Below are 19,867 nucleotides of genomic sequence, written 5' to 3' on the forward strand. Positions count from 1 at the left end.
GCGGGAACGCGCGCGCTAGAGCTTCACTGCCTGCTTCTCGTCGAGCAGGTGGCGCCATTTGTCGAGGTCGCCACCGCGGGCGGTGATCAGGTGCGGCGTTCCGGCGGTGTCCACGAGGACTTCCGCCGCCGGCGGGATGTTGAGGAATTCCATGTGCTGCGTGGCGCAGTAGGCGCCGACGTCGAGGATCAGCATGTGGCTGCGGCCGTCGACGCCCTCGGGCACGAAGTACTCGCCGGGCAGGATGTAGTCGTGGCGCAGGATGCTGCGGCCGCGCAGCGCCGCGTTCACCCCGCTGGTGGCGTTCCCGGCGGGGATCTCCTTCATGTCCGCGTCGAGGAAGAGCACGTTGTGGCGCCGGTCGCGGAGCTGGGCGGAGGGCATCAGCATCCGGGAGCCGTCGGTGACGACGAGGCTGCCGACGGAGTTGGTGATGACGTTGCGCTCCACGCTGAGCAGGAGGGCCCCGGTGTCGGCCAGCACGTCCCGGGCCGGTTCGAAGAGGAACTTCACATGCTCGGGGATGCCCATCCGGTCGGCGCTCGCCCGCAGCGCCTTGAAGTACTGGCCCCAGTCGAAGTGCTTCTCCGTCTCGTCCCACTTCTCGTAGACGAAGCCGTGGCCGCCCGCGAAGTTGATGGAGTGGGCCTTGGGGAAGTGGGTCAGGAAGATGGTGAACATCGTCTCGATGATGCCGACCATGTCGTCCAGGGAGTTGCCGCTGCCGCAGTAGACCTCGAGGCAGTCGAGGTCGCGCCCGTGCCGTTCCAGCAGGTCCGCCAGGTTCTTCAGCTCGCTGAGCTTGATGCCGGGCTTCCCGGACTCGAGGCTGTCGATCCGGACGCTGATCGAGGGGGCGTCATTGCGCAGCGAGTGGGAGACCTCGTCCAGGCTGGAGAGGAAGGTGGGGTAGCCCGCCCGGTCCCAGAAGCTGATCTCGTCGTCGGAGACGTGTCCGGGGGAGACGATGAACTTGTCGAAGCCGAACTTCGTGAGGAGCTGGTACTCGCTGGGGAGCTGGAGCAGGACGCCCACGCCCAGGTCCTGGAAGGGGCGCAGGACGTGGGGGTTGGAGTTGGGGAAGAAGGGGACGTAGAGCTCGACGCGGGAGCCGATACCGGCCGCCTCCGCGGCGCTCTGTATCCGTCCTATGTTCTTGACGATCTGTGCTTCGCTGTAGAGGAAGACCGGTGTCCCCACTTGTTCGGCGATCGGTCGGAGATCGACCTCGCCGAGCCAGGTACCGGTCAATTTACAGTCGCTCTGACAGTCGTTCGCGGTCATGTGGCCGCCTCACTCTCGTGATACCGAAGTTCCTGACCGATGCTCTTGCCGTACACGGACGTGCGAAGTGCAAGGTGGTGCGAGGTTCTCTGGTGCTGGAGATGGTGAGCTTCCGGTTCGCGGACAGGCCGGAACCGCGCGGCGCGTCGAGGGCGCCGCGATCCGATGGAAGGTTGTCAGGGGAATATTCCAGGACAGGTGTTCGCACACCGCGCTGGCGTTCGAAGTCTACACGGGCAGGCCGGAGTTGGCCCTGTGCCGACGGCCGGAATCATTCCACCGAGCGGGCGGCCCGGATGAACTCCCTGATCAGACGCGGGTCCTTCACTCCGCGCCGGGCCTCCACGCCACTGGAGACGTCCACGCCCCAGGGGCCCGTGGTGCGAACGGCGTCCGCCACGTTCCCGGGGTGCAGTCCGCCGGCGAGGATCCAGCGGCCCGTCGGTGGGGTGAAGCTGCCGGCGGACCAGTCCCACGGCTCGCCGGAGCCGGGGGCCGGGGCGTCGAGCAGGAGGAGGTCCTCCCCCAGCTCGCCGAGGGCCGGCGACTCGCCCCGGCAGGAGGTGGCGCGGATCAGGGTCCAGCCGTCGGGCCGCAGCTCCGCGTAGTGCGCGGGCCCCTCGTCGCCGTGGAGCTGCACGGCCCGGACGCCCGCGGCCCGGGCCAGCTCGCGGACCTCGGCCACGGGCTGGCCGCGGAAGACGCCGACGGTCAGCACGTGCCCGGGCACCCGCTCGGCGAGCGGGCGGGCGAGGGCGGGGTCCACCGTGCGCGGGCCGCCCGGCGCGAAGACGAAGCCGATCGCGTCGGCCCCGGCCTCGACGGCCGCGTCCACGTCCTCGGCCGTGCGCAGCCCGCAGATCTTGACGAACAGCGGCGCACGCGACGCCTCCGACGCGCTCGAACCGTTCACGCCAGTCACGCTGCAACACTCCCATCGCCGGACCACCGCGAACGTACAGCACCCGGCGCCCGGTGCACAGGGCCGGACGCCCCCTTGCCCCCGGCCCCCACGGACGTCACCGCCCGGTGAAGAGGTTCCGCACCCGGCGCCCGGTCCGGCGCCCGGCCGGGTAGTCGTCGTCGCCGCCGTTGTCGTCGTCGTCCGGGCCCTGCAGCACGGTCCAGCTGACGGCGGAGACGGCGGGCTCCAGCGAGAGCCTGCTGACGGCCTCCTCCAGCAGGCTGTCGTCCCGGCGCTCGGTGCTCAGCTCCGCCGCGACGGTCACCTTCCCGGCCGTCTCCGCGTCCCGGCTGTGCACCGAGCGCAGGGTGAAGCCGGGCCGGGCCACGGCCTGGACGACGAGCGTCCGCACGTGCGCCTCCTCGGGCTCGGTGCAGACCACCTCGAAGTGGTAGTCCGTGACCACCTCGGCCCCGCCGGTGGCCCCCCGGTCCAGGCCCCGGGCGAGCGGGCGCAGCAGGGTGTTGGCCCCCACGACCCCGACCGTGCCGAGGGCGGCGATGACGTACAGCCCGGTGCCGGCGAGGGCGCCGACGGCGGCCGAACACCACAGCGTGGCGGCGGTGTTGAGGCCGCGCACGCTCAGGCCGTCGCGCATGATGACGCCCGCGCCGAGGAAACCGATGCCGGAGACGATCTGCGCGGCGACGCGCGAGCCGTCGTAGCCGGTGGTGCTGGTGGCGCTGCTGAAGCCGTAGGTGGAGAGGAGGACGAAGAGGGCGGATCCGGCGGCGACGAGCGCGTTGGTGCGCAGCCCCGCCATTCTGGCCCGCCACTGCCGCTCCAGCCCGATGATCGCACCGAAGCCCAGTCCGGCCCCGATGTTGGCCGCGAGCTGCCACTCGTGAACCATGGCCATGATCCGCCCCTCCTAGTCCGTTGTGTCGATCTCTTATCGGCCGCTCACAGCCAGGTGTTGAACCGGCGGATGTACCAGCTCTTCACCCCCTGGGTCAGCAGGCAGTAGGCGAGCAGGGTGCCGGCCAGCCACGGGAAGTACGTCAGGGGCAGCGCCTGCATCCCGAGCACCCCGGCGAGCGGGGAGAACGGCACCCACATGCCGAAGGCCATGACCAGCGCGGTCATCGCCAGCACGGGCGCCGTGGCCCGCGACTGCAGGAAGGGAACCTTCCGGGTACGCAGCATATGGACGACCAGGGTCTGCGTCAGCAGGCCCTCGACGAACCAGCCGGACTGGAAGAGCGCCTGGTGGGCCTCGCTGTTCGCCCCGAAGACGTGCCACATCAGCAGGTAGGTGGTGATGTCGAAGACGGAGCTGGTCGGCCCGAGGACGAGCATGAAGCGGCCGATGCCCCGGGCGTCCCAGGCGCGCGGCTCGCGCAGGTAGTCCTTGTCCATCCGGTCCCAGGGCGTGGCCAGCTGCGAGATGTCGTACGCGAGGTTCTGCACGAGCAGCTGCATGGCCAGCATCGGCTGGAAGGGGATGAAGGCGGAGGCGACCAGGACGGAGAAGACGTTCCCGAAGTTCGAGGAGGCCGTCATCTTGATGTACTTGATGGTGTTGCCGAAGGTCTGCCGGCCCTGGATCACGCCCCGCTCCAGGACCATGAGGTCCTTCTCCAGCAGGATGATGTCGGCGGACTCCTTGGCGATGTCGACGGCCGTGTCGACGGAGATGCCGACGTCGGCGTCGCGCAGCGCGGCGGCGTCGTTGATGCCGTCGCCGAGGAAGCCGACGGTGTGCCCCTCGGCCTGGAGGGCGCGGACGATCCGGGCCTTCTGCACGGGGTTCGCCTTGGCGAAGACCGTGGTCGCGGCGGCGAGGACGCGCAGCTCGGCGTCGTCCAGCCCGTCGACCTCCGCGCCGGTGACGACGCGGCCGACGTCGATGCCGACGTCCGCGCAGACCCGGGCGGCGACGAGCTCGTTGTCGCCGGTGACGACCTTGACGGCGACGCCGTTGTCGGCGAGCGCCTGCAGCGCGCGGGCGGCGTCCTTCTTCGGCGGGTCGAGGAAGGCGAGGAAGCCGATGAGGGTGAGCCCGGCCTCGTCGGCGACGGTGTACGTCTCCCTCTCGGCGGGCATCGTGCGGGTGGCGACGGCGAGGACGCGCAGGCCGAGCCGGTTGTTGGCCTCGGCGGTCAGGGTCGCCTCGCGGCGCAGCGCGTCGGTGAGCGGGACGCGGGCGCCGCGGTCGGTGATGTGGGTGCAGAGGGCGAGGACTTCCTCGACGGCGCCCTTGGTGACGAGACAGTGTTCACCAGCCGCGTGCTCGTCAGCGGACCCGTCGAGCTCGTTGCGCGCCAGCACGACCGACATCCGCCGGCGGGCGAAGTCGAAGGGGATCTCGTCGACCATCGTGAAGCGTGCGTCGACGACAACCTCCTCGGCTTCGAGTACGCGGTCGATGACGGCCTGGTCCAGCAGATTGCGCAGCCCGGTCTGGAAGTGGCTGTTGAGGTAGGCGTACTCCAGGACCTCGCTGTCCTCGCCGCCCCGGACGTCGAGGTAGCGGTCGAGGACGATGCGGTCCTCGGTGAGGGTGCCGGTCTTGTCCGTGCAGAGGACGTCCATGGCGCCGAGGTTCTGGATGGCGTTGAGGCGCTTGACGACGACCTTGTGGCGGGACATGGTGACCGCGCCGCGCGCCAGGTTGGTGGTGACGACCATCGGCAGCATCTCGGGGGTGAGGCCGACGGCCACGGCGACGGCGAAGGTGAAGGCCTCGGCCCAGTCGCCCTTGGTGAACCCGTTGATCGCGAAGACGAGCGGGACCATGACCAGCATGAAGCGGATCAGCAGGTAGCTGACCTTCTTCACACCCGTGTCGAAGCTGGTCTCCGGCCGCTCGCCGACGAGGGAGCCGGCCATCGAGCCGAAGTAGGTCTCCGAGCCGGTCGCCACGACCACGCCGGTGGCGGTGCCCGAGGTGACGGAGGTGCCCATGAGGGCGAGGTTGTCGGCCTCGACGGGGTCGGTGGTCGTGGACTGCCCGTAGTCGTGCGTACGCGTGTCGGCCTTGGGGGTGGGCAGCGACTCGCCGGAGAGCGCGGCCTGGCTGATCATGAGGTCCTTGGCCGTGAGCAGCCGCAGGTCGGCGGGGACGAGGTCGCCGGCGGCGAGCCGGACGACGTCGCCCTTGACGACCCGGTCCATGGGGATCTCGACGGTGGCGGGCGCGGCGTCCCGGCCGGCCCGGCGCTGGACGGCCGTGGTGGTGGTGACCAGGGCGCGCAGCGCGGTGGCGGCGGCGGAGGACCGGTACTCCTGCCAGAACCGCAGCAGGCCGCTGATCAGCACCATCGCGCCGAGGATGGGGATCTTGGGGTCGAAGGGCTCCTCGTCGGCGACCTGCAGCCACTGGACGTACATGATCACGACGAGGGCGGTCAGGATCAGGATGAACGGGTTCCGGAAGGCCCTGGCCAGCTGTGCGTACCAGCGGGGGCCGCGATCGTGGGCGACGACGTTGGCGCCGTCGCGCTCCAGCCGCTCCCCGGCCTCGTCCTGCCGCAGCCCCTGCGGGGTGGCGCGGACGTCCTGGAGCACCTGCGATCCGGGCAGGGCGCTGAACCGGGCGAGCCGCTCGGCGACGGCCCGGGTCCCGGCCTCGAGCTCGGCGGCCTTCCGCTCCCGGCGGGCACGGCCGCCCGGCGGGGCGAGCTTCTGGGGGGTGAGGGTGGTGTTGGTCATGGCGGAACCTCTCTCCGGGCATGACGGCATGGCGCGTGGCGACATGGCGGCATGAAGACATGGCCGAATGGCGGCATGGCGCGGGGACGTGCCGTCGCACGGAAAAGTGGACGTGAAGGTATGAGGACCCGACGCGCGGAGGGCAGCGGAAATCACCCGTGTCCGCGGGTTCAGGTGAAGAAAAAGGCCGACAAGGGCCGATGGAGAGGGGGAGTCACACGCGACAGCGGGGAGCGAACGGCCTACGTGTCAGCGGAAATACCGCGTCAACGAGCCGCGCGCGGGAGAGATGCGCTGTGGCGAGGACTTCCCTCGGGACTCCGACTGGTCATCCCGATCACCTCCTCGCTCGTACGGACAGCGCGGGTGCCGCCGACACCCACGTGGACGCAGGCCGAAGCGGCAGCACCTTCGGCACCCAGCATGCCACAGGTGCCCCAGAGGGCGACCATGCCCGGGCAATGGGCGCGCAAAGCCCGCCGGGGCGGCGGAGCGCCGCCGTCCGCCCCTCCGGAGGCCCGGTGGCGCGAGGCGCCGCTCCACGATCGTCCGTCCGATCACGAATGGGCATCACGGCGACGGGCGGAGCGGCGCGATCCGACGACGCCCACGATGACGCCCGGCACCGCCAGCACGAGCGCGAGGATCACGTCCACCACGCCCAGCTCGCCCACCAGGGACGTGTCCACGATCACGACGAACGGTGCGGTCAGCAGTAGCCAGGCACCGCCCAGGAAGGCCAGGGTCCGGCGGTGGGAAGCGATCAGCGCGCATATCGCCACCCCCGCGAGGAGCCACACGCCCGCCAGGCGCCACAGCAGTGAACTCCCGGCGGACGGGAGGAAGTCGGTGGTGTGGCCCCGGACCGTCACCCGGGTCACCGTGCCGTGCCACAGGCGGACGTCGGCCGGGGTGCCCCGCCGGGCGGCGTCGTACGTGCCGCCGTTCACCGTCAGCCAGACGGTGTCACTCCCGTAGCGGACGTGGAGTCGTTGCTCTTGGGGCGGGCAGCCGTCGCCGGGGCAGCCCCTGGTGGCCATGCCGACGACTTCGCCCTTCACCTGCTCGAAGCAATCGGCTCCGGCCGGGCGGCCGGCGGGGCACTGGGACGCCCGTTCGTACGCCGCCCGGTCCCGGTACGCGTCCTCCACCCACGACGGGGCGTGGGCGAGGCCGAGGACGGCGACCGCCAGAACCACCACCCGCACGCACCCCATGGCCCACTTGGGCATCGCTCGCCCCTCCCCCGTACAACCGATCACGCGACGCCGCTCAGCGTAGGAGAACATCTCCGGCCACCCATGGTGAGGTTTCGGCCACAGTCGAACATCCATCACTCCGCGCCACAACCATGGCCATAAATCGCCGTTACATGCGGCCTTAGCCCGCCCCTCCGCCGCGCCTCCACACCCCGCCCGCATCCGGAGGCCGTCGCCCCACCGGTGGACCGGCGCGCGAATCCCCCGGTGAGCGCCCCGCTTCGCTCCGCGCGCCACCACCGTTGCCGGAGCGACTTGTTCGGGCCCGTGCGGCTGGCCAGGGCAGCTGTCGGCTCGTAACGTCGCCTGCGCTCCGGAGCACGTCCTGTGGCAGCTCCGCACGAGGGGGAAAACGAGATGCAACCACTCCGAAGTGCCGTCGCGTCCGCCGTGGTGATGACCGCCTGCGCGATAGCCCTGGCACCCACCGCCGCCCAGGCGGACGAAGGACCGGCCGGCAAGGGCGACATGTCCTTCTCCGTCATCGACGCGAAGTCCGCCATCCCGCGTACCGGCACCTTCCAGCTGCGCGACCTGGCGCGGTACGGGGTCGAGCAGAAGGCCGTGAACCGGCTGGCCGAGGGCCGGACGTCCGGGGCGGCCGACACCGCAGAGAAGGCCGCACCCGCCGCCTCCGCCGCCCCCGCCGCACCCGACCCCGCCTACAGCATCGTGGGCGAGTGGAAGGACAAGGACGGCTGGGACACCACGATGCGCCAGGGCAAGTGGCCCGGCGGCGACTACGGCTTCGGCCTGACGAAGGTGGACCAGAAGCACAACCTCAGCCTGGCCGCCGTCAAGGCCACCACCAAGTACCCGCGTCCCACGGGCGGGAAGAAGCAGCAGGGCGGGACGAGCTACATCTACGTCACCGACGTGCTGCACGTGAAGTGCAGCGGCTGGTGGATCTTCCGCACGTGCCGTGTCGTGGACGTGAAGGCCGTCGACGCCGTGGTGAACTTCCGCACGTTGCGGGACAACAAGCCGTTCGGCGTGGTCACCGCCTACTGTGAGAACACGCCGGGCCGGTGCCCCGACTGGGTGCGGCAGGCGATCAACATCTGACCCCAGAGGTCGAGAGGGGTACGGCATGGGCGCCCGACCGGTACGACCGTCCCGCCGCTGGCCGGGGGCGGAGTGGTGGGCGCCCCTGCTCGCCGGCCTCGCCGCGATCCAGCGTGCCGGCGCGGCCTCCGGGCCGCTGCTGGCCGCCGTCGAGCTGACCGGCGAGGCTCCCACCGTCACCGCCGTGTGGCCGGACGGGAGCCGTACGACGGTCACCCCCGATCCGGAGGCGGACACGCAGGCCCTCCGGGACCTGCTGGCCGTGTCCGGGACGGACACGGACTACCCCACCCCCGGCGCGAGCGACCCGTTCCGGCTCAAGTACGCCTGGCTGCTGGAGGAGTTGAGCGGCGCGAGCGACGCGTGGTTCGCGTACACCGAGGAGCCGGTCCGTCTGCTGTCCGTACGTGCCGACGAAACCGCCGGCGCCGAGGACATCACCGTCGGCGTCGGGCGCCCCGGCCGGGGGGACGAGCTGAGCGTCGTCTTCCGGCTGGGGGACTGCGAGGACGTCATCGGTATCCCCTACGCCATCGCCGCGCAGGCGGCCGGCGCCGGACCGGTGCGCGTGGTGCCGCTCCGGCTGCCCGACTGACGCACCGGGGCCCGCCTCCCCCGTCACCGAGCCCCCGCCGGCTCGACGGCCGCGTCGTGGTGGATCGGAACCCCTCCTCCCGCCAGCGGAATCCCCGATCCCCCGCGTCGCAGCGCGATGATTTCCGCTGCGATGGAGAGCGCCGTCTCCTCCGGCGTCCGCGCCCCGAGGTCGAGCCCGATCGGCGAGCGCAAGCGGCACAGCTCCCTCTCCGACAGCCCCACCTCCCTCAGCCGCCCCAGCCGCGCCTCGTGCGTACGCCGCGAGCCCATCGCGCCCACGTACGCCACCGGCAGCCGCAACGCCCGTTCCAGCAGCGGCACGTCGAACTTCGCGTCGTGCGTCAGGACGCACACGACCGTACGGGCGTCCACCGCCACCCGGTCCAGATACCGGTGCGGCCAGTCGACCACGACCTCGTCCGCCTCCGGGAAGCGCTGCGCCGTCGCGAAGACGGGCCGGGCGTCGCACACGCTCACGTGGTAGCCGAGGAACTTGCCCGCCCGCACCAGCGCCGCCGCGAAGTCGATCGCGCCGAAGACCAGCATCCGGGGCGGCGGCACGCTGCACTCGACCAGGAGACGTACCGGCTCCCCGCAGCGCGAGCCGTCCGCGCCGACGTCGACCGGGGCGGTACGGCCCGCGTCCAGCAGGGCCAGCGCCTCCCGGGCCGCCGTCGCGTCGAGCGCGGGGCCGCCGCCCAGGCCGCCCTCGGCCGTGCCGTCCGGCCGGACGAGCAGGGCGCGGCCCGGCGTGCCGGGCGGGCCCGCCACCACCCGGGCCAGCGCCAGCGCCTCGCCGCGCGCGGCGGCGGAGAGCGCCGCGGCCAGCTCCGGGTGGCGACGTACCGGGGTCACCAGCACGTCGATCTCCCCGCCGCACATCAGGCCGACGGCGAAGGCGTCCTCGTCCGAGTAGCCGAACCGTTCCAGCACCGGCTCTCCCGTGCGCAGGGCCTCGCGGCACAGCTCGTACACCGCGCCCTCCACACACCCACCGGAGACCGAGCCGACGGCCGTGCCCCCGGCGTCGACGGCGAGGGCCGCGCCCGGCGGGCGGGGCGCGCTGCCCCGGACGGCCACCACCGTGGCCACCGCGAAGTCACGGCCCTCCGCGCACCACCGGTGCAACTCACCCGCGATGTCCAGCACGACAGAACCCCCTACTTCACGCCGAGCCACTGCTCGATCGGGTGCAGGGCGAAGTAGCCCGCGAAGACCAGGGTCAGCACCCACATGAACAGGCCCGGTTCGCGCCAGCGGCCCTGCCCGGCCTTGATGACGGTGTGGGCGATGACGCCGCCGCCGACGCCCACGGTGATGGAGTACGTGAACGGCATGAGCGCGACCGTCAGGAAGACCGGGATGGCGACCGCCCGGTCCGTCCAGTCGATGTGGCGGGCGTGGCTCATCATCATCGCGCCGATGACGACGAGCGCCGCCGCCGCGATCTCGCCGGGGACGATCCTCGTCAGGGGCGTGAAGAACAGGCACGCCGTGAAGAACAGCCCGGTGACGACGGACGACAGGCCCGTGCGGGCGCCCTCGCCCACGCCCGTCGCCGACTCGACGAAGACCGTCTGGCCCGAGGCCCCGGCCACTCCGCCGATCGCGCCGCCCGCGCCGTCGACCAGTAGGGCCCGGCTCAGGCCGGGCATCCGGCCGCGCTCGTCGGCGAGTCCGGCCTCGGTGCCCACGCCGATGATCGTGGCCATGGCGTCGAAGAACCCGGCCAGCACCAGCGTGAAGACGATCATTCCCACGGTCACCCCGCCGACCTTCTCCCAGCCGCCGAACTCGACCTGGCCGAACAGCGAGAAGTCGGGCATGGAGACGGCGCCTCCGGTGAGTTTCGGGGCGCCGTTCTGCCAGGTGCGGGGGTCGAGGCCGAAGGCCGCGTTCACGACGACGGCGAGCGCGGTGCCGGCGACGATGCCGATGAGGATCGCGCCGGGCACGTCGCGCGCCTGGAGCATGAAGATCAGCAGCAGGGTGACGCAGAAGAGCAGCACCGGCCAGCCGGCCAGCTCGCCCGCCGGGCCGAGGGTGACCGGTCCCCCGGCCTTCGCGGCGTGCACGAAACCGGCCTTGACCAGGCCGATCAGGGCGATGAACATCCCGATGCCCATGGTGATGGCGTGCTTGAGCTCCAGCGGGATGGCGTTCATGACGCGTTCGCGAAGCCCGGTGAGGACGAGCAGCATGATGACGACGCCGTAGATCACGCACATGCCCATGGCCTGCGGCCAGGTCAGCTGGGGCGCGACCTGGGTGGAGAGCACCCCGGAGACGCCGAGGCCGGCCGCGAGTGCCAGCGGAACCCTGCCGATCAGTCCCATCAGCAGGGTGGACAGCGCTGCCGCGAAGGCCGTCGCGGTGATCAGGCCCGTCCGGGCGAGAGTGTGCCGCCCGGCGTCCGGGCCGGAGAGGATCAGCGGGTTGAGCAGGAGGATGTAGCTCATCGCCATGAACGTGGTGACGCCGCCGCGCACTTCACGGGCGAGCGTCGAGCCGCGTTCGGAGATGTGGAAGTAGCGGTCGAGCGGGGACCGTCCGGCGGGCGGACGCGAGCCCGCGCCCGCGTCCTCCGCCGAGGTCCCGGGCCGCACGGGTGCATGGGTCATGGTGCCTGCTCCAGTCCAGATTCCGGTGGGGGCTGCACGACCCGGGGGACGGCCCGAGACGACGGGGGTCGCGCCCCTGAGGGGCGCGGGACTGCTTGCCTTGTGCGGCTCCGCCGCGTGGGCGCGACCAGCCACAGCCGGCCCGCAGGTGACGGAGCGCACGTCCCGCGGAACGCGTCCAGCGAAGCGTTCAGGTGCCGGTCAGGTGTTCCGGGCGGACCGGGACGCGGGTCAGGGCCAGGCCCGTGGCCTGCCGGATCGCCGCCACGACGGCCGGCGTCGAGGAGAGGGTGGGGGCCTCCCCCACGCCGCGCAGGCCGTACGGGGCGTGGTCGTCGGCGAGTTCGAGGACGTCGACCGGTATGGCCGGGGTGTCGAGGATGGTGGGGATGAGGTAGTCGGTGAAGGAGGGGTTGCGGACCTTCGCGGTCACCGGGTCGACGACGATCTCCTCCATGACCGCGAGGCCCAGCCCCTGCGTCGTACCGCCCTGGATCTGGCCGGTCACGGACAGCGGGTTGAGGGCCTTGCCGACGTCCTGGGCGCAGGCCAGCTCCACGACCTTGACCAGGCCCAGCTCGGTGTCGACCTCCACGACCGCCCGGTGGGCGGCGAAGGAGTACTGGACGTGCCCGAAGCCCTGCCCGGTGCGCCGGTCGAAGGGCCGGGTGGGGCGGTGCCGCCACTCGTCCTCGGCCTCGACGGCCTCGCCCTCCAGGACGTCCACGAGCGTGGCGAGGACCTCGCCGCCGTCGGTGACCACCTTGCCGTCCTCCAGCAGGAGTTCGGCGGTGGCCCACGCCGGGTGGTAGGTGCCGAAGCGGGCCCGGGCCAGCTCCAGGACCTTCTCCCGCACCAGCTCGCAGACGTGCTTGACCGCGCCGCCGGTGACGTACGTCTGCCGGGAGGCGGAGGTGGAGCCGGCGGAGCCGACGCGGGTGTCGGCGGGGTGGATCGTCACCCGGGCGACGCCGAGCTCGGTGCGGGCGATCTGGGCGTGGACGGTGACCCCGCCCTGGCCCACCTCGGCCATCGCGGTGTGCACGGTGGCCACGGCCTCGCCGCCCACCGCCTCCAGCCGCACGCGGGCGGTGGAGTAGTCGTCGAAGCCCTCGGAGAAGCCGACGTTCTTGATGCCGACCGCGTAGCCGACGCCCCGGACGACCGATTCGCCGTGGGTCGTGTTCGACAGGCCGCCCGGCAGCGCCCGGACGTCCGCCGCGCCGCCCGCCGACTCCCACTGACGGGCCGGCGGCAGCGGCATCGCCTTGACGCGCCGCAGCAGTTCGGCGACGGGCGCGGGCGAGTCGACGACCTGCCCGGTCGGCATCACCGCGCCTTGCGCCATGGCGTTGCGGCGGCGGAACTCGACCGGGTCCATGCCCAGGGCGGCCGCGAGCTTGTCCATCTGCGCCTCGTAGGCGAAGCACGCCTGCACCGCGCCGAAGCCGCGCATCGCCCCGCAGGGCGGGTTGTTGGTGTAGAGGGCGATCGCCTCGACGTCGACGTGGTCGACGACGTACGGGCCCACGGCCAGGGAGGCGGCGTTGCCGACGACGGCCGGGGAGGACGAGGCGTAGGCGCCGCCGTCCAGCACGATGCGGGCCGTCACGTAGAGGAGGTCGCCGTCGCGGGTCGCCCCGTGCTCGTAGCGGAGCTTCGCGGGGTGGCGGTGGACGTGGCCGAAGAAGGACTCGAAGCGGTTGTAGACCATCTTCACGGGCCGGCCGGTGCGCAGCGCGAGCAGGCAGGCGTGGGCCTGCATGGACAGGTCCTCGCGGCCGCCGAAGGCGCCGCCGACGCCGGAGAGGGTCATGCGGACCTTGTCCTCGGGCAGGCCGAGGACGGGGGCGATCTGGCGGAGGTCGGCGTGGAGCCACTGGGTGGCGATGTAGAGGTCGACGCCGCCGTCCTCGGCGGGGACGGCGAGCCCGGACTCGGGTCCGAGGAACGCCTGGTCCTGCATGCCGACTTCGTACTCGCCGGTGACGATCACGTCGGCGCGGTCCTTCACGGCGGAGACATCGCCGCGCACGATCGGCTGGCGGTGGACGATGTTGGGGTGGGGGACGTGGGGGGCGTGCTCGTCGGTGCGGCCGGGGTGGAGGACGGGGGCGCCGGGGGCGGTGGCGCTCGCCTCGTCGGTGATGACGGGCAGGGTCTCGTAGTCGACGTGGATCTTCGCGGCGGCGCGGCGGGCGGTCTCGGGGTGGTCGGCGGCGACGAGCGCGACGGGCTCGCCGTGGTGGCGGACGACGCCGTCGGCGAGGACGGGGGTGTCCTCGATCTCCAGCCCGTAGCGGGTGGCGGCGGGCAGGTCGGCGTGGGTGAGGACGGCGTGGACGCCCGGGGTGGCGAGGGCCTCGGCGACGCCGAGGGAGCGGATGCGGGCGTGGGCGTGCGGGCTGCGGAGCGTGACGCCCCAGAGCATGTCCTCGTGCCACAGGTCGGAGGCGTAGGCGAATTCGCCGGTGACCTTGAGGGTGCCGTCGGGGCGGAGGGTGGACTCGCCGATGCCGCCCTTGATGCCGCTCGCCTGGGTGAGCCCGGTGGGGGTGAGGTCGCGCATCGGGTCAGTCCGCCTCTCCGGTGCGGGCCGCCGCGAGACGGACGGCGTCGAGGATCTTCTCGTATCCGGTGCAGCGGCAGAGGTTGCCGGAGAGGGCTTCGCGGATGTCGGCGTCGGAGGGGTCGGGGCGCTGCCTGAGCAGGTCGTCGGCGGCGACGAGGAGCCCGGGGGTGCAGAAGCCGCACTGGACGGCGCCGGAGTCGACGAACGCCTGCTGGACGACGGAGAGTTCGCCGGTCGCCCGGTCGGCGAGGCCCTCGACGGTCTCGACCTCCCGGCCCTCGGCCTGGCCCGCCGCCACGAGGCACGCGCACACGGGGACGCCGTCGAGGCGTACCGTGCAGGAGCCGCATTCGCCTTGTTCGCAGGCGTTCTTGGAGCCCGCCAGGCCGAGCCGTTCGCGCAGCACGTACAGGAGGGACTCGCCCTCCCAGACGTCGTCGGCCCGCTGGGTACGGCCGTTGACGGTGAACGTCACGCGCATCGCGCTTCCCCCTCGCCCCTCGTGTACGTCTGCCACACCCAGCCGAGGGTGCGGCGGGCCATGACGCCGACCGCGTGCCGGCGGTAGCGGGCGCTGCCGCGCACGTCGTCGATCGGGTTGCAGGCGCCCGAGCACAGCTCGGCGAACTGCCGTACGGCGGACGGGGCGATGGGTCGCCCCGACTCCCAGAGGCCCTCCTCGTCCAGGACGGAGGCGAGGAAGTCCTCGGCGGCCCGGGCGCGCACCGGAGTGGGCGCCGCCGAGCCGATGCCGGTGCGGACCGTACGGCTGTCGGGGTGGAGGGCGATGCCGAGGGCGCAGACGGCGATGACCATGGCGTTGCGGGTGCCGACCTTGGAGAACTGCTGCGGCCCGGTGGCCTTGCGGACGCGGACGGCGCGGATGAGCTCGTCGGGGGCGAGGGCGTTGCGTTTGACGCCGGTGTAGAACTCCTCGACCGGTATCAGCCGGGTGCCGCGCACCGACTCCGCCTCCACCACGGCACCGGCCGCGAGCAGCGGGGGGTGGCTGTCGCCGGCCGGGGACGCGGCGCCGAGGTTGCCGCCGACGCTGCCCCGGTTGCGGATCTGCGGGGAGCCGACGGTGTGGGCGGCGAGGGCGAGGCCGGGCAGCGGCGTGCGGAGCTCGTCGAGGATGCGGGCGTAGGGGACGGCGGCGCCGAGACGGATGTCGGGGCCGTCCTCGTCCCACTCGTGGAGTTCACCTATCCGGGTGAGGTCCAGGAGGTGTGCCGGACGCCGGTGGTCGAAGTTGATCTCGACCATCACGTCCGTGCCGCCCGCGATGGGCACGGCCGTGGGGTGCGCGGCCTTGGCGGCCAGCGCTTCCTCCCAGGCGGCGGGGCGCAGGAAGTCCATGGGGGGTCTCTTCTCGAGAGGGCTGCGAGGGGAGCTCGGACCGGCTTCATGTGCTGTTCACGCGGCGCACCGCCAGTACAGCGACGCGTGACCGGGCCGGTGCAGTCACCGAAACCATGAAGCTGGTTGGCTGGCCAGGCCCCATGTCTTGTAGATTCGAACGAAAGACGGGATGCAGAAACCTCACTGCATTCCACGGGTTACCTGAGGACAGATCGGCGGCGACGAGGATGCGGCTGCGCGCACTGCTGGAGACGGACGCGCTGGGCCTTCGGCTGCTCGGCGGCGAGGACGAGCTGGACCGCACCGTGCGCGGCGTGATGACCACGGACCTCCGTGACCCCAGCCGCTATCTGTCGGGCGGGGAGCTGGTGCTCACCGGCCTGGCCTGGCGGCGCGAGCCGGAGGACTCCGAGCGGTTCGTCCGGATCCTCACGGCCGCCGGAGTGGCCGGGCTGGCGGCGGGCGAGGCGGAGATCGCCTCGACCCCCGACGACCTGATCGCCGCCTGCGCCCGGCACCGGATGCCGCTGTTCTCCGTGGACGAGACGGTCTCCTTCGCCTCGATCACCGAGCACGTCGTCCGGCAGGTCTCCAGCGAGCGCGCCGGGGACCTGGCGGCCGTCGTCGACCGCCACCGGCGGCTGATGACGGGCGGCCCGGCGGGCGGCGGCCCCGAGGTCGTCCTCGACCTGCTCGGCACCGACCTGGACCTGCGCGCCTGGGTGCTCTCCCCCACCGGCCGCCGGATCGCCGGCTCCGCGCCGGCGGAGGCGGGCCCCGGACTGTCGCCCGAGACGGGCGCCGTCCTCGCGGGCGAGCACCTGGCCGCCTCGCGCACCGGCCGGCGCGGCCCGCACCGGGTGACCACCGGCGGCAGCACGTACTCCCTGTTCCCCGTGGGCAACACCGCCCGCGCGGTGTCGGCGGCCGACGTGCGCGAGACCGTCCTGTCGGACTGGCTGCTGGCCGTCGAGGCCGACGCGGGCGACTGGCCGGCGGAGCGCCTGGACCTGCTCCACGGCGTCACCCAGCTGATCGCCGTCGAGCGGGACCGCCGCGACGCGGCCCGCACGGTGCGCCGCCGCCTCGCCCAGGAGGTGCTGGAGCTGGTCCAGGCGGGCGCCGCGCCCGCCGAGATCGCGGCCCGGCTGCGGGTGGCGGCCCCGGTGCTGCTGCCCGGCCTGGGCACCGCCCCGCACTGGCAGGTCGTCGTGGCCCGGGTGGAGTGGGAGGGCGGCGACGTCCCCGGCGGCCCGGTGGCGCAGGCGCTGCTGGAGGAGGTCCTGGTCGACCAGGAGAGTGCCGGCCCCGAGCCCACCGACCGGATCGCCGTCGCCCACACGGGTGATGAGGCGGTCGCGCTGGTGCCGCTGCCCGGCGTGGTCACCGGGCCCGACGAGCCGCTGACCGGCGCGGGCCTCCACGCCGACGCGCTGCTCGCCGCCGTCCGCGAGCCGCTGGAGCGCGGGCTCGACGGCGACGGTCGGCTCACCTTCGGCGTCAGCGCCGCCGTCCACTCGGCGGAGGGGCTGCGCGGCGCGCTGGAGGAGGCCCGGCACGCCCGCCGCGTCGCCGCCGCGCGCCCGGGCCGGGTGTGCGCCGCCGGTCACCAGGAGCTGGCCTCGCACGTGCTGCTGCTGCCGTTCGTCCCGGACGACGTGCGCCGCGCCTTCACGGCCCGGCTGCTGGACCCCCTGCGCGACTACGACCGGCGTCACCGCGCCGAGCTCATCCCGACGCTGGAGGCCTTCCTCGACTGCGACGGCTCCTGGACGCGCTGCGCGACGCGGCTCCACCTCCACGTGAACACGCTGCGGTACCGGGTGGGGCGCATCGAGCAGCTGACGGGGCGCGACCTGTCCCGCCTGGAGGACAAGCTGGACTTCTTCCTGGCGCTGCGCATGAGCTGAGGTCCCCCCTCTCGCGAGTCGCCCGGATGAGCGGACGGACGCTCATGAAGCCGATCTTCTTGGGTAGCCTTCGGGCCGGGAGTTTGTGAATTGGTTCACACCTGACCCTTGGCCGCGCGTGGTTCGCCGTGCTGTGATCGAGGCAGGCTTCCAGCTCGACGGCGCGCTTGGGGAGGGCACTGTGGCGGAGACCGCCATGCGGAATTCTGGGTTGTCGGAGCCACACGTCCAGGGGGAACCCGCCCAGGGGGAACCCGTACCGGGGGAGCACTTCCAGGGGGACGACCCCCTCGAACGCGCCGTCTGGCGGCTGCGGTCGCGGGCCTGCTGGGACGACGCGGCAGCGCTGCTCGCACCCCGCGCCGCGACCGAACCGGGGGTCGCGCTGCGGCGGACGGCGGTGCTGATCGAACGATGCCTGTTCACGGCGGAGGGCTGGGCCCCGGCGGAGGCCGCGCTCCGCGAGGCCGAGGCCCTCGCCGCGGACGACGAGGAGCGCGGCGCGGCCGCGTGCGAGCGCGGCCACCTCGCCTACGCCTCCACCCTGCTGGGCGTACGGGACCGGGCCGACGAGGCGCGGTCCGCGCTGGGCCGCGCGGCGGCCCTGCTGGCCCCGCACTCGCCGACCCGCCCGCTGCTGGACTTCCGGCGGGGCCTGATCGCCCAGCACCTGTCCGGCAACCCCTCCGACGCCACGGCCGTCTTCCAGCGCGCGCACGCGGGGGCCGCCGCCCACGGGCAGCACCTGCTGCTCTCCTTCACCTGGCGCCACGTGGCGGCGATGGCCGAGCACGACGGCGATCTCGCGGCGGCCCGGCACGGCTTCGCGGAGTCGCTGCGGATCCGCGAGGAGCTCGGCTATCTCGTCGGCATCGCCCCGGCCCTCGCCTCCCTCGCGGCGGTCGTGGCCGACCCGGAGGAGGCGGAACGGCTCCGGGAGGAGGCCCGCCGGCTGGTGCGGCTGCTGGGGGGCGTCCCGGGGTGGCTCGCGGAGCGGCTCCGGCACTGATCACGGCGTCCCCGGGCCGTCGCCCCCGCCGGGCGCCGGCCCGGCCAGCGGGTTGGGGAGGGGGACGTAGCGGGGCTCGGTGCCGTCCGCGTCGATCCAGCGGGAGAGCAGGCTGGCCTTGCACGGGACCGTCGGCGCGGCGAGCAGCGCCCCGGTCTCCGGGAGGCCGTGTTCCTTGTCGCACCGCTGGAACTCCCGCCTCGCCATGGGCCACAGGGCCCCGGCGGCCCGGGGGAAGCGGTGGGCGAGGACGTTCGCGATCTCGGTGAGGTTGTTGACGACGAGGCAGTACACCACGCGCTCCCAGGCGGCCTCGCGGGACGTCGCGGGAATCGCCTTGGCGCCCTCGGTGTCGCGGAAGACGGCCTGGACGGGCATGCCGTCCGGGCCGGCCGCGATCAGCGTGTTCTGCAGGTGGCACTCGACCGCGACGCCGTACCGGGCGTACGCCTCCAGCACGGGCGGGACGACGCGGTCCAGGTAGGCCGACCACCACGGCAGGGGGTCTGTGAGGCGGTCGAGCGGGTCGCCGTCGAAGCCCTCGGTGAGGGCCGCGGCCAGCACGGCGGTGGCGCCCGGCACCACATGGCGGTCCAGGCCGTCGCGGACGATGACGGGGAACGTCTCCTCCAGGCCGCGAACCGTGCGGTGCCCGCGTTCGCTCAGCCACGCCGCCGGGCCGTCCATGGCCCGGAAGGCCGCGGTGACCCGCGGGTCGGTGCGGCGCACATGGCGCAGCTCGTGCCGGCGGATCCGCCGGACGTCGTTGGTGATCTGCACTTCCAGGCTGAACTTCAGGAACAAGTCGCCGTCCGCTCCGGGCCGTTCGGGGCTGCCGGGGACGTGGACGGTGCGCACCGAGGCCGTGGCCCGGGCGTCCCAGGGCGTGTGGCCGAGGTGGACGAGGCGGCCCTCGGCGAAGGCGGCGCGCACGGCGGGCAGGTGGTGGGTGAGGTCGAGTTGCCAGGGGTGGACGGGTAACAGCCGGTGGCCGGGCGGGGCCTGGCCCAGGGCGTCGAGGGCGCGGGTGTCGCCGCCGTCGAGCACCGCGTCCTGGCGCACGCCCAGCAGGACGAGGGGGAAGCGGCCGTACGCCTCCGGCGCGTAGCGCAGCCAGGTGGGGGGCGGGCCGCCGCCGCTGCGGGCCTTGGGGGCCGGGTGGTAGGGGTGGCCCATGACCAGGGCCTGCTCGGAGCGCAGCCACGGGCTGTCACCCGGGGTGGCGCGAGCGCGGGCGGCCAGAAGGGCCTCGACGGCCTCGCGGCCGGCGGTCATCTCGGCGACCAGGGGGGCGTTGGAGCGTCCGGTGACCGCGCGCATCTCCTGGACGGTGAGGTCGACGAGGCCGCGGTGGCGCAGGGGGCGCCAGGTGCCGCCGGTTCGGAGTTCGGGTGCGGAGGGCCGGTGGCCGGTGCGGACGCGCAGCAGCCTGCCGGTGGCGCGCAGGCGGTGGACGGCCCGGCCGGCGACCGGTTCCCCGACCGGTGAGGATGCCTCCCTCAGCAGACAGTTGAGCAGGGGCACCACGGCCAGTGCGTCGGCTTCCTCGGCGAAGGCATTCATCGACCAC

General features: G+C 73.1%; 15 protein-coding genes. 4 read left to right on the forward strand and 11 right to left on the reverse strand.

All coding sequences use genetic code 11. The annotated features are described in order from the left end of the window. Positions 1 to 15: 15 nt before the first annotated feature. The 5 genes from IE096_RS05105 to IE096_RS05125 all read right to left on the reverse strand — a co-directional run bounded on the left by IE096_RS05105 (position 16) and on the right by IE096_RS05125 (position 7,134). Positions 16 to 1,251: a diaminopimelate decarboxylase gene (locus IE096_RS05105; protein ID WP_189448739.1), complete on the reverse strand. Its 1,236-nt coding sequence runs from the start codon at positions 1,249 to 1,251 to the stop codon at positions 16 to 18. A 304-nt stretch (positions 1,252 to 1,555) separates the two neighbouring features. After that, entirely contained in the window at positions 1,556 to 2,197 is a 642-nt protein-coding gene (locus IE096_RS05110) for a phosphoribosylanthranilate isomerase (protein ID WP_229819923.1), read from the reverse strand. A gap of 106 nt (positions 2,198 to 2,303) precedes the next feature. Then, complete coding sequence (locus IE096_RS05115; protein ID WP_229819924.1) at positions 2,304 to 3,107, reverse strand: MgtC/SapB family protein; 804 nt, start codon at positions 3,105 to 3,107, stop codon at positions 2,304 to 2,306. A gap of 44 nt (positions 3,108 to 3,151) precedes the next feature. Further along, positions 3,152 to 5,902 (reverse strand): magnesium-translocating P-type ATPase, encoded by a 2,751-nt coding sequence (gene mgtA, locus IE096_RS05120; RefSeq protein ID WP_189448741.1) that lies wholly within the window; start codon positions 5,900 to 5,902, stop codon positions 3,152 to 3,154. 557 nt (positions 5,903 to 6,459) lie between these two features. Continuing rightward, positions 6,460 to 7,134: a hypothetical protein gene (locus IE096_RS05125; RefSeq protein ID WP_189448743.1), complete on the reverse strand. Its 675-nt coding sequence runs from the start codon at positions 7,132 to 7,134 to the stop codon at positions 6,460 to 6,462. A gap of 384 nt (positions 7,135 to 7,518) precedes the next feature. Here IE096_RS05125 and IE096_RS05130 point away from each other — a divergent pair, with 384 nt between their 5' ends. After that, positions 7,519 to 8,226, forward strand: coding sequence for a hypothetical protein (locus tag IE096_RS05130; protein WP_189448745.1), 708 nt, complete (start codon positions 7,519 to 7,521; stop codon positions 8,224 to 8,226). A gap of 25 nt (positions 8,227 to 8,251) precedes the next feature. Next, entirely contained in the window at positions 8,252 to 8,821 is a 570-nt protein-coding gene (locus IE096_RS05135) for a hypothetical protein (RefSeq protein ID WP_189448746.1), read from the forward strand. 23 nt (positions 8,822 to 8,844) lie between these two features. Here IE096_RS05135 and IE096_RS05140 read toward each other — a convergent pair whose 3' ends face one another. The 5 genes from IE096_RS05140 to IE096_RS05160 form a co-directional block, all read right to left on the reverse strand. After that, the gene (locus IE096_RS05140; protein WP_189448748.1) at positions 8,845 to 9,972 is read right to left on the reverse strand and encodes an XdhC family protein; all 1,128 of its coding nucleotides are present in this window, start codon (positions 9,970 to 9,972) and stop codon (positions 8,845 to 8,847) included. 11 nt (positions 9,973 to 9,983) lie between these two features. Then, positions 9,984 to 11,444, reverse strand: a complete 1,461-nt coding sequence (locus tag IE096_RS05145) for an NCS2 family permease (RefSeq protein ID WP_189448750.1) — start codon at positions 11,442 to 11,444, stop codon at positions 9,984 to 9,986. Between the two features lie 190 nt (positions 11,445 to 11,634). Then, positions 11,635 to 14,013 carry a xanthine dehydrogenase subunit D gene (gene pucD, locus IE096_RS05150; protein ID WP_189448752.1) on the reverse strand — a complete coding sequence of 793 codons (2,379 nt, stop codon included), beginning with the start codon at positions 14,011 to 14,013 and terminating at the stop codon, positions 11,635 to 11,637. Between the two features lie 4 nt (positions 14,014 to 14,017). Further along, positions 14,018 to 14,497 (reverse strand): (2Fe-2S)-binding protein, encoded by a 480-nt coding sequence (locus IE096_RS05155; protein ID WP_189448754.1) that lies wholly within the window; start codon positions 14,495 to 14,497, stop codon positions 14,018 to 14,020. Further along, positions 14,488 to 15,375 carry an FAD binding domain-containing protein gene (locus IE096_RS05160; RefSeq protein ID WP_189448756.1) on the reverse strand — a complete coding sequence of 296 codons (888 nt, stop codon included), beginning with the start codon at positions 15,373 to 15,375 and terminating at the stop codon, positions 14,488 to 14,490. The genes IE096_RS05155 and IE096_RS05160 overlap by 10 nt, the downstream gene beginning before the upstream one ends. Before the next feature lie 230 nt (positions 15,376 to 15,605). Between IE096_RS05160 and IE096_RS05165 the strand changes: the two genes are divergently transcribed. Then, positions 15,606 to 17,288 (forward strand): PucR family transcriptional regulator, encoded by a 1,683-nt coding sequence (locus IE096_RS05165; RefSeq protein ID WP_189448758.1) that lies wholly within the window; start codon positions 15,606 to 15,608, stop codon positions 17,286 to 17,288. A gap of 196 nt (positions 17,289 to 17,484) precedes the next feature. Further along, positions 17,485 to 18,297: a hypothetical protein gene (locus tag IE096_RS05170; protein ID WP_373298011.1), complete on the forward strand. Its 813-nt coding sequence runs from the start codon at positions 17,485 to 17,487 to the stop codon at positions 18,295 to 18,297. On the opposite strand, the gene IE096_RS05175 is transcribed toward IE096_RS05170, so the two are convergent. Further along, complete coding sequence (locus IE096_RS05175) at positions 18,298 to 19,860, reverse strand: IucA/IucC family protein (protein ID WP_189448760.1); 1,563 nt, start codon at positions 19,858 to 19,860, stop codon at positions 18,298 to 18,300. It abuts the gene before it with no gap. Positions 19,861 to 19,867 lie beyond the last annotated feature (7 nt).

This window comes from Streptomyces abikoensis (genome assembly GCF_014648775.1).
Classification (GTDB): domain Bacteria; phylum Actinomycetota; class Actinomycetes; order Streptomycetales; family Streptomycetaceae; genus Streptomyces; species Streptomyces abikoensis.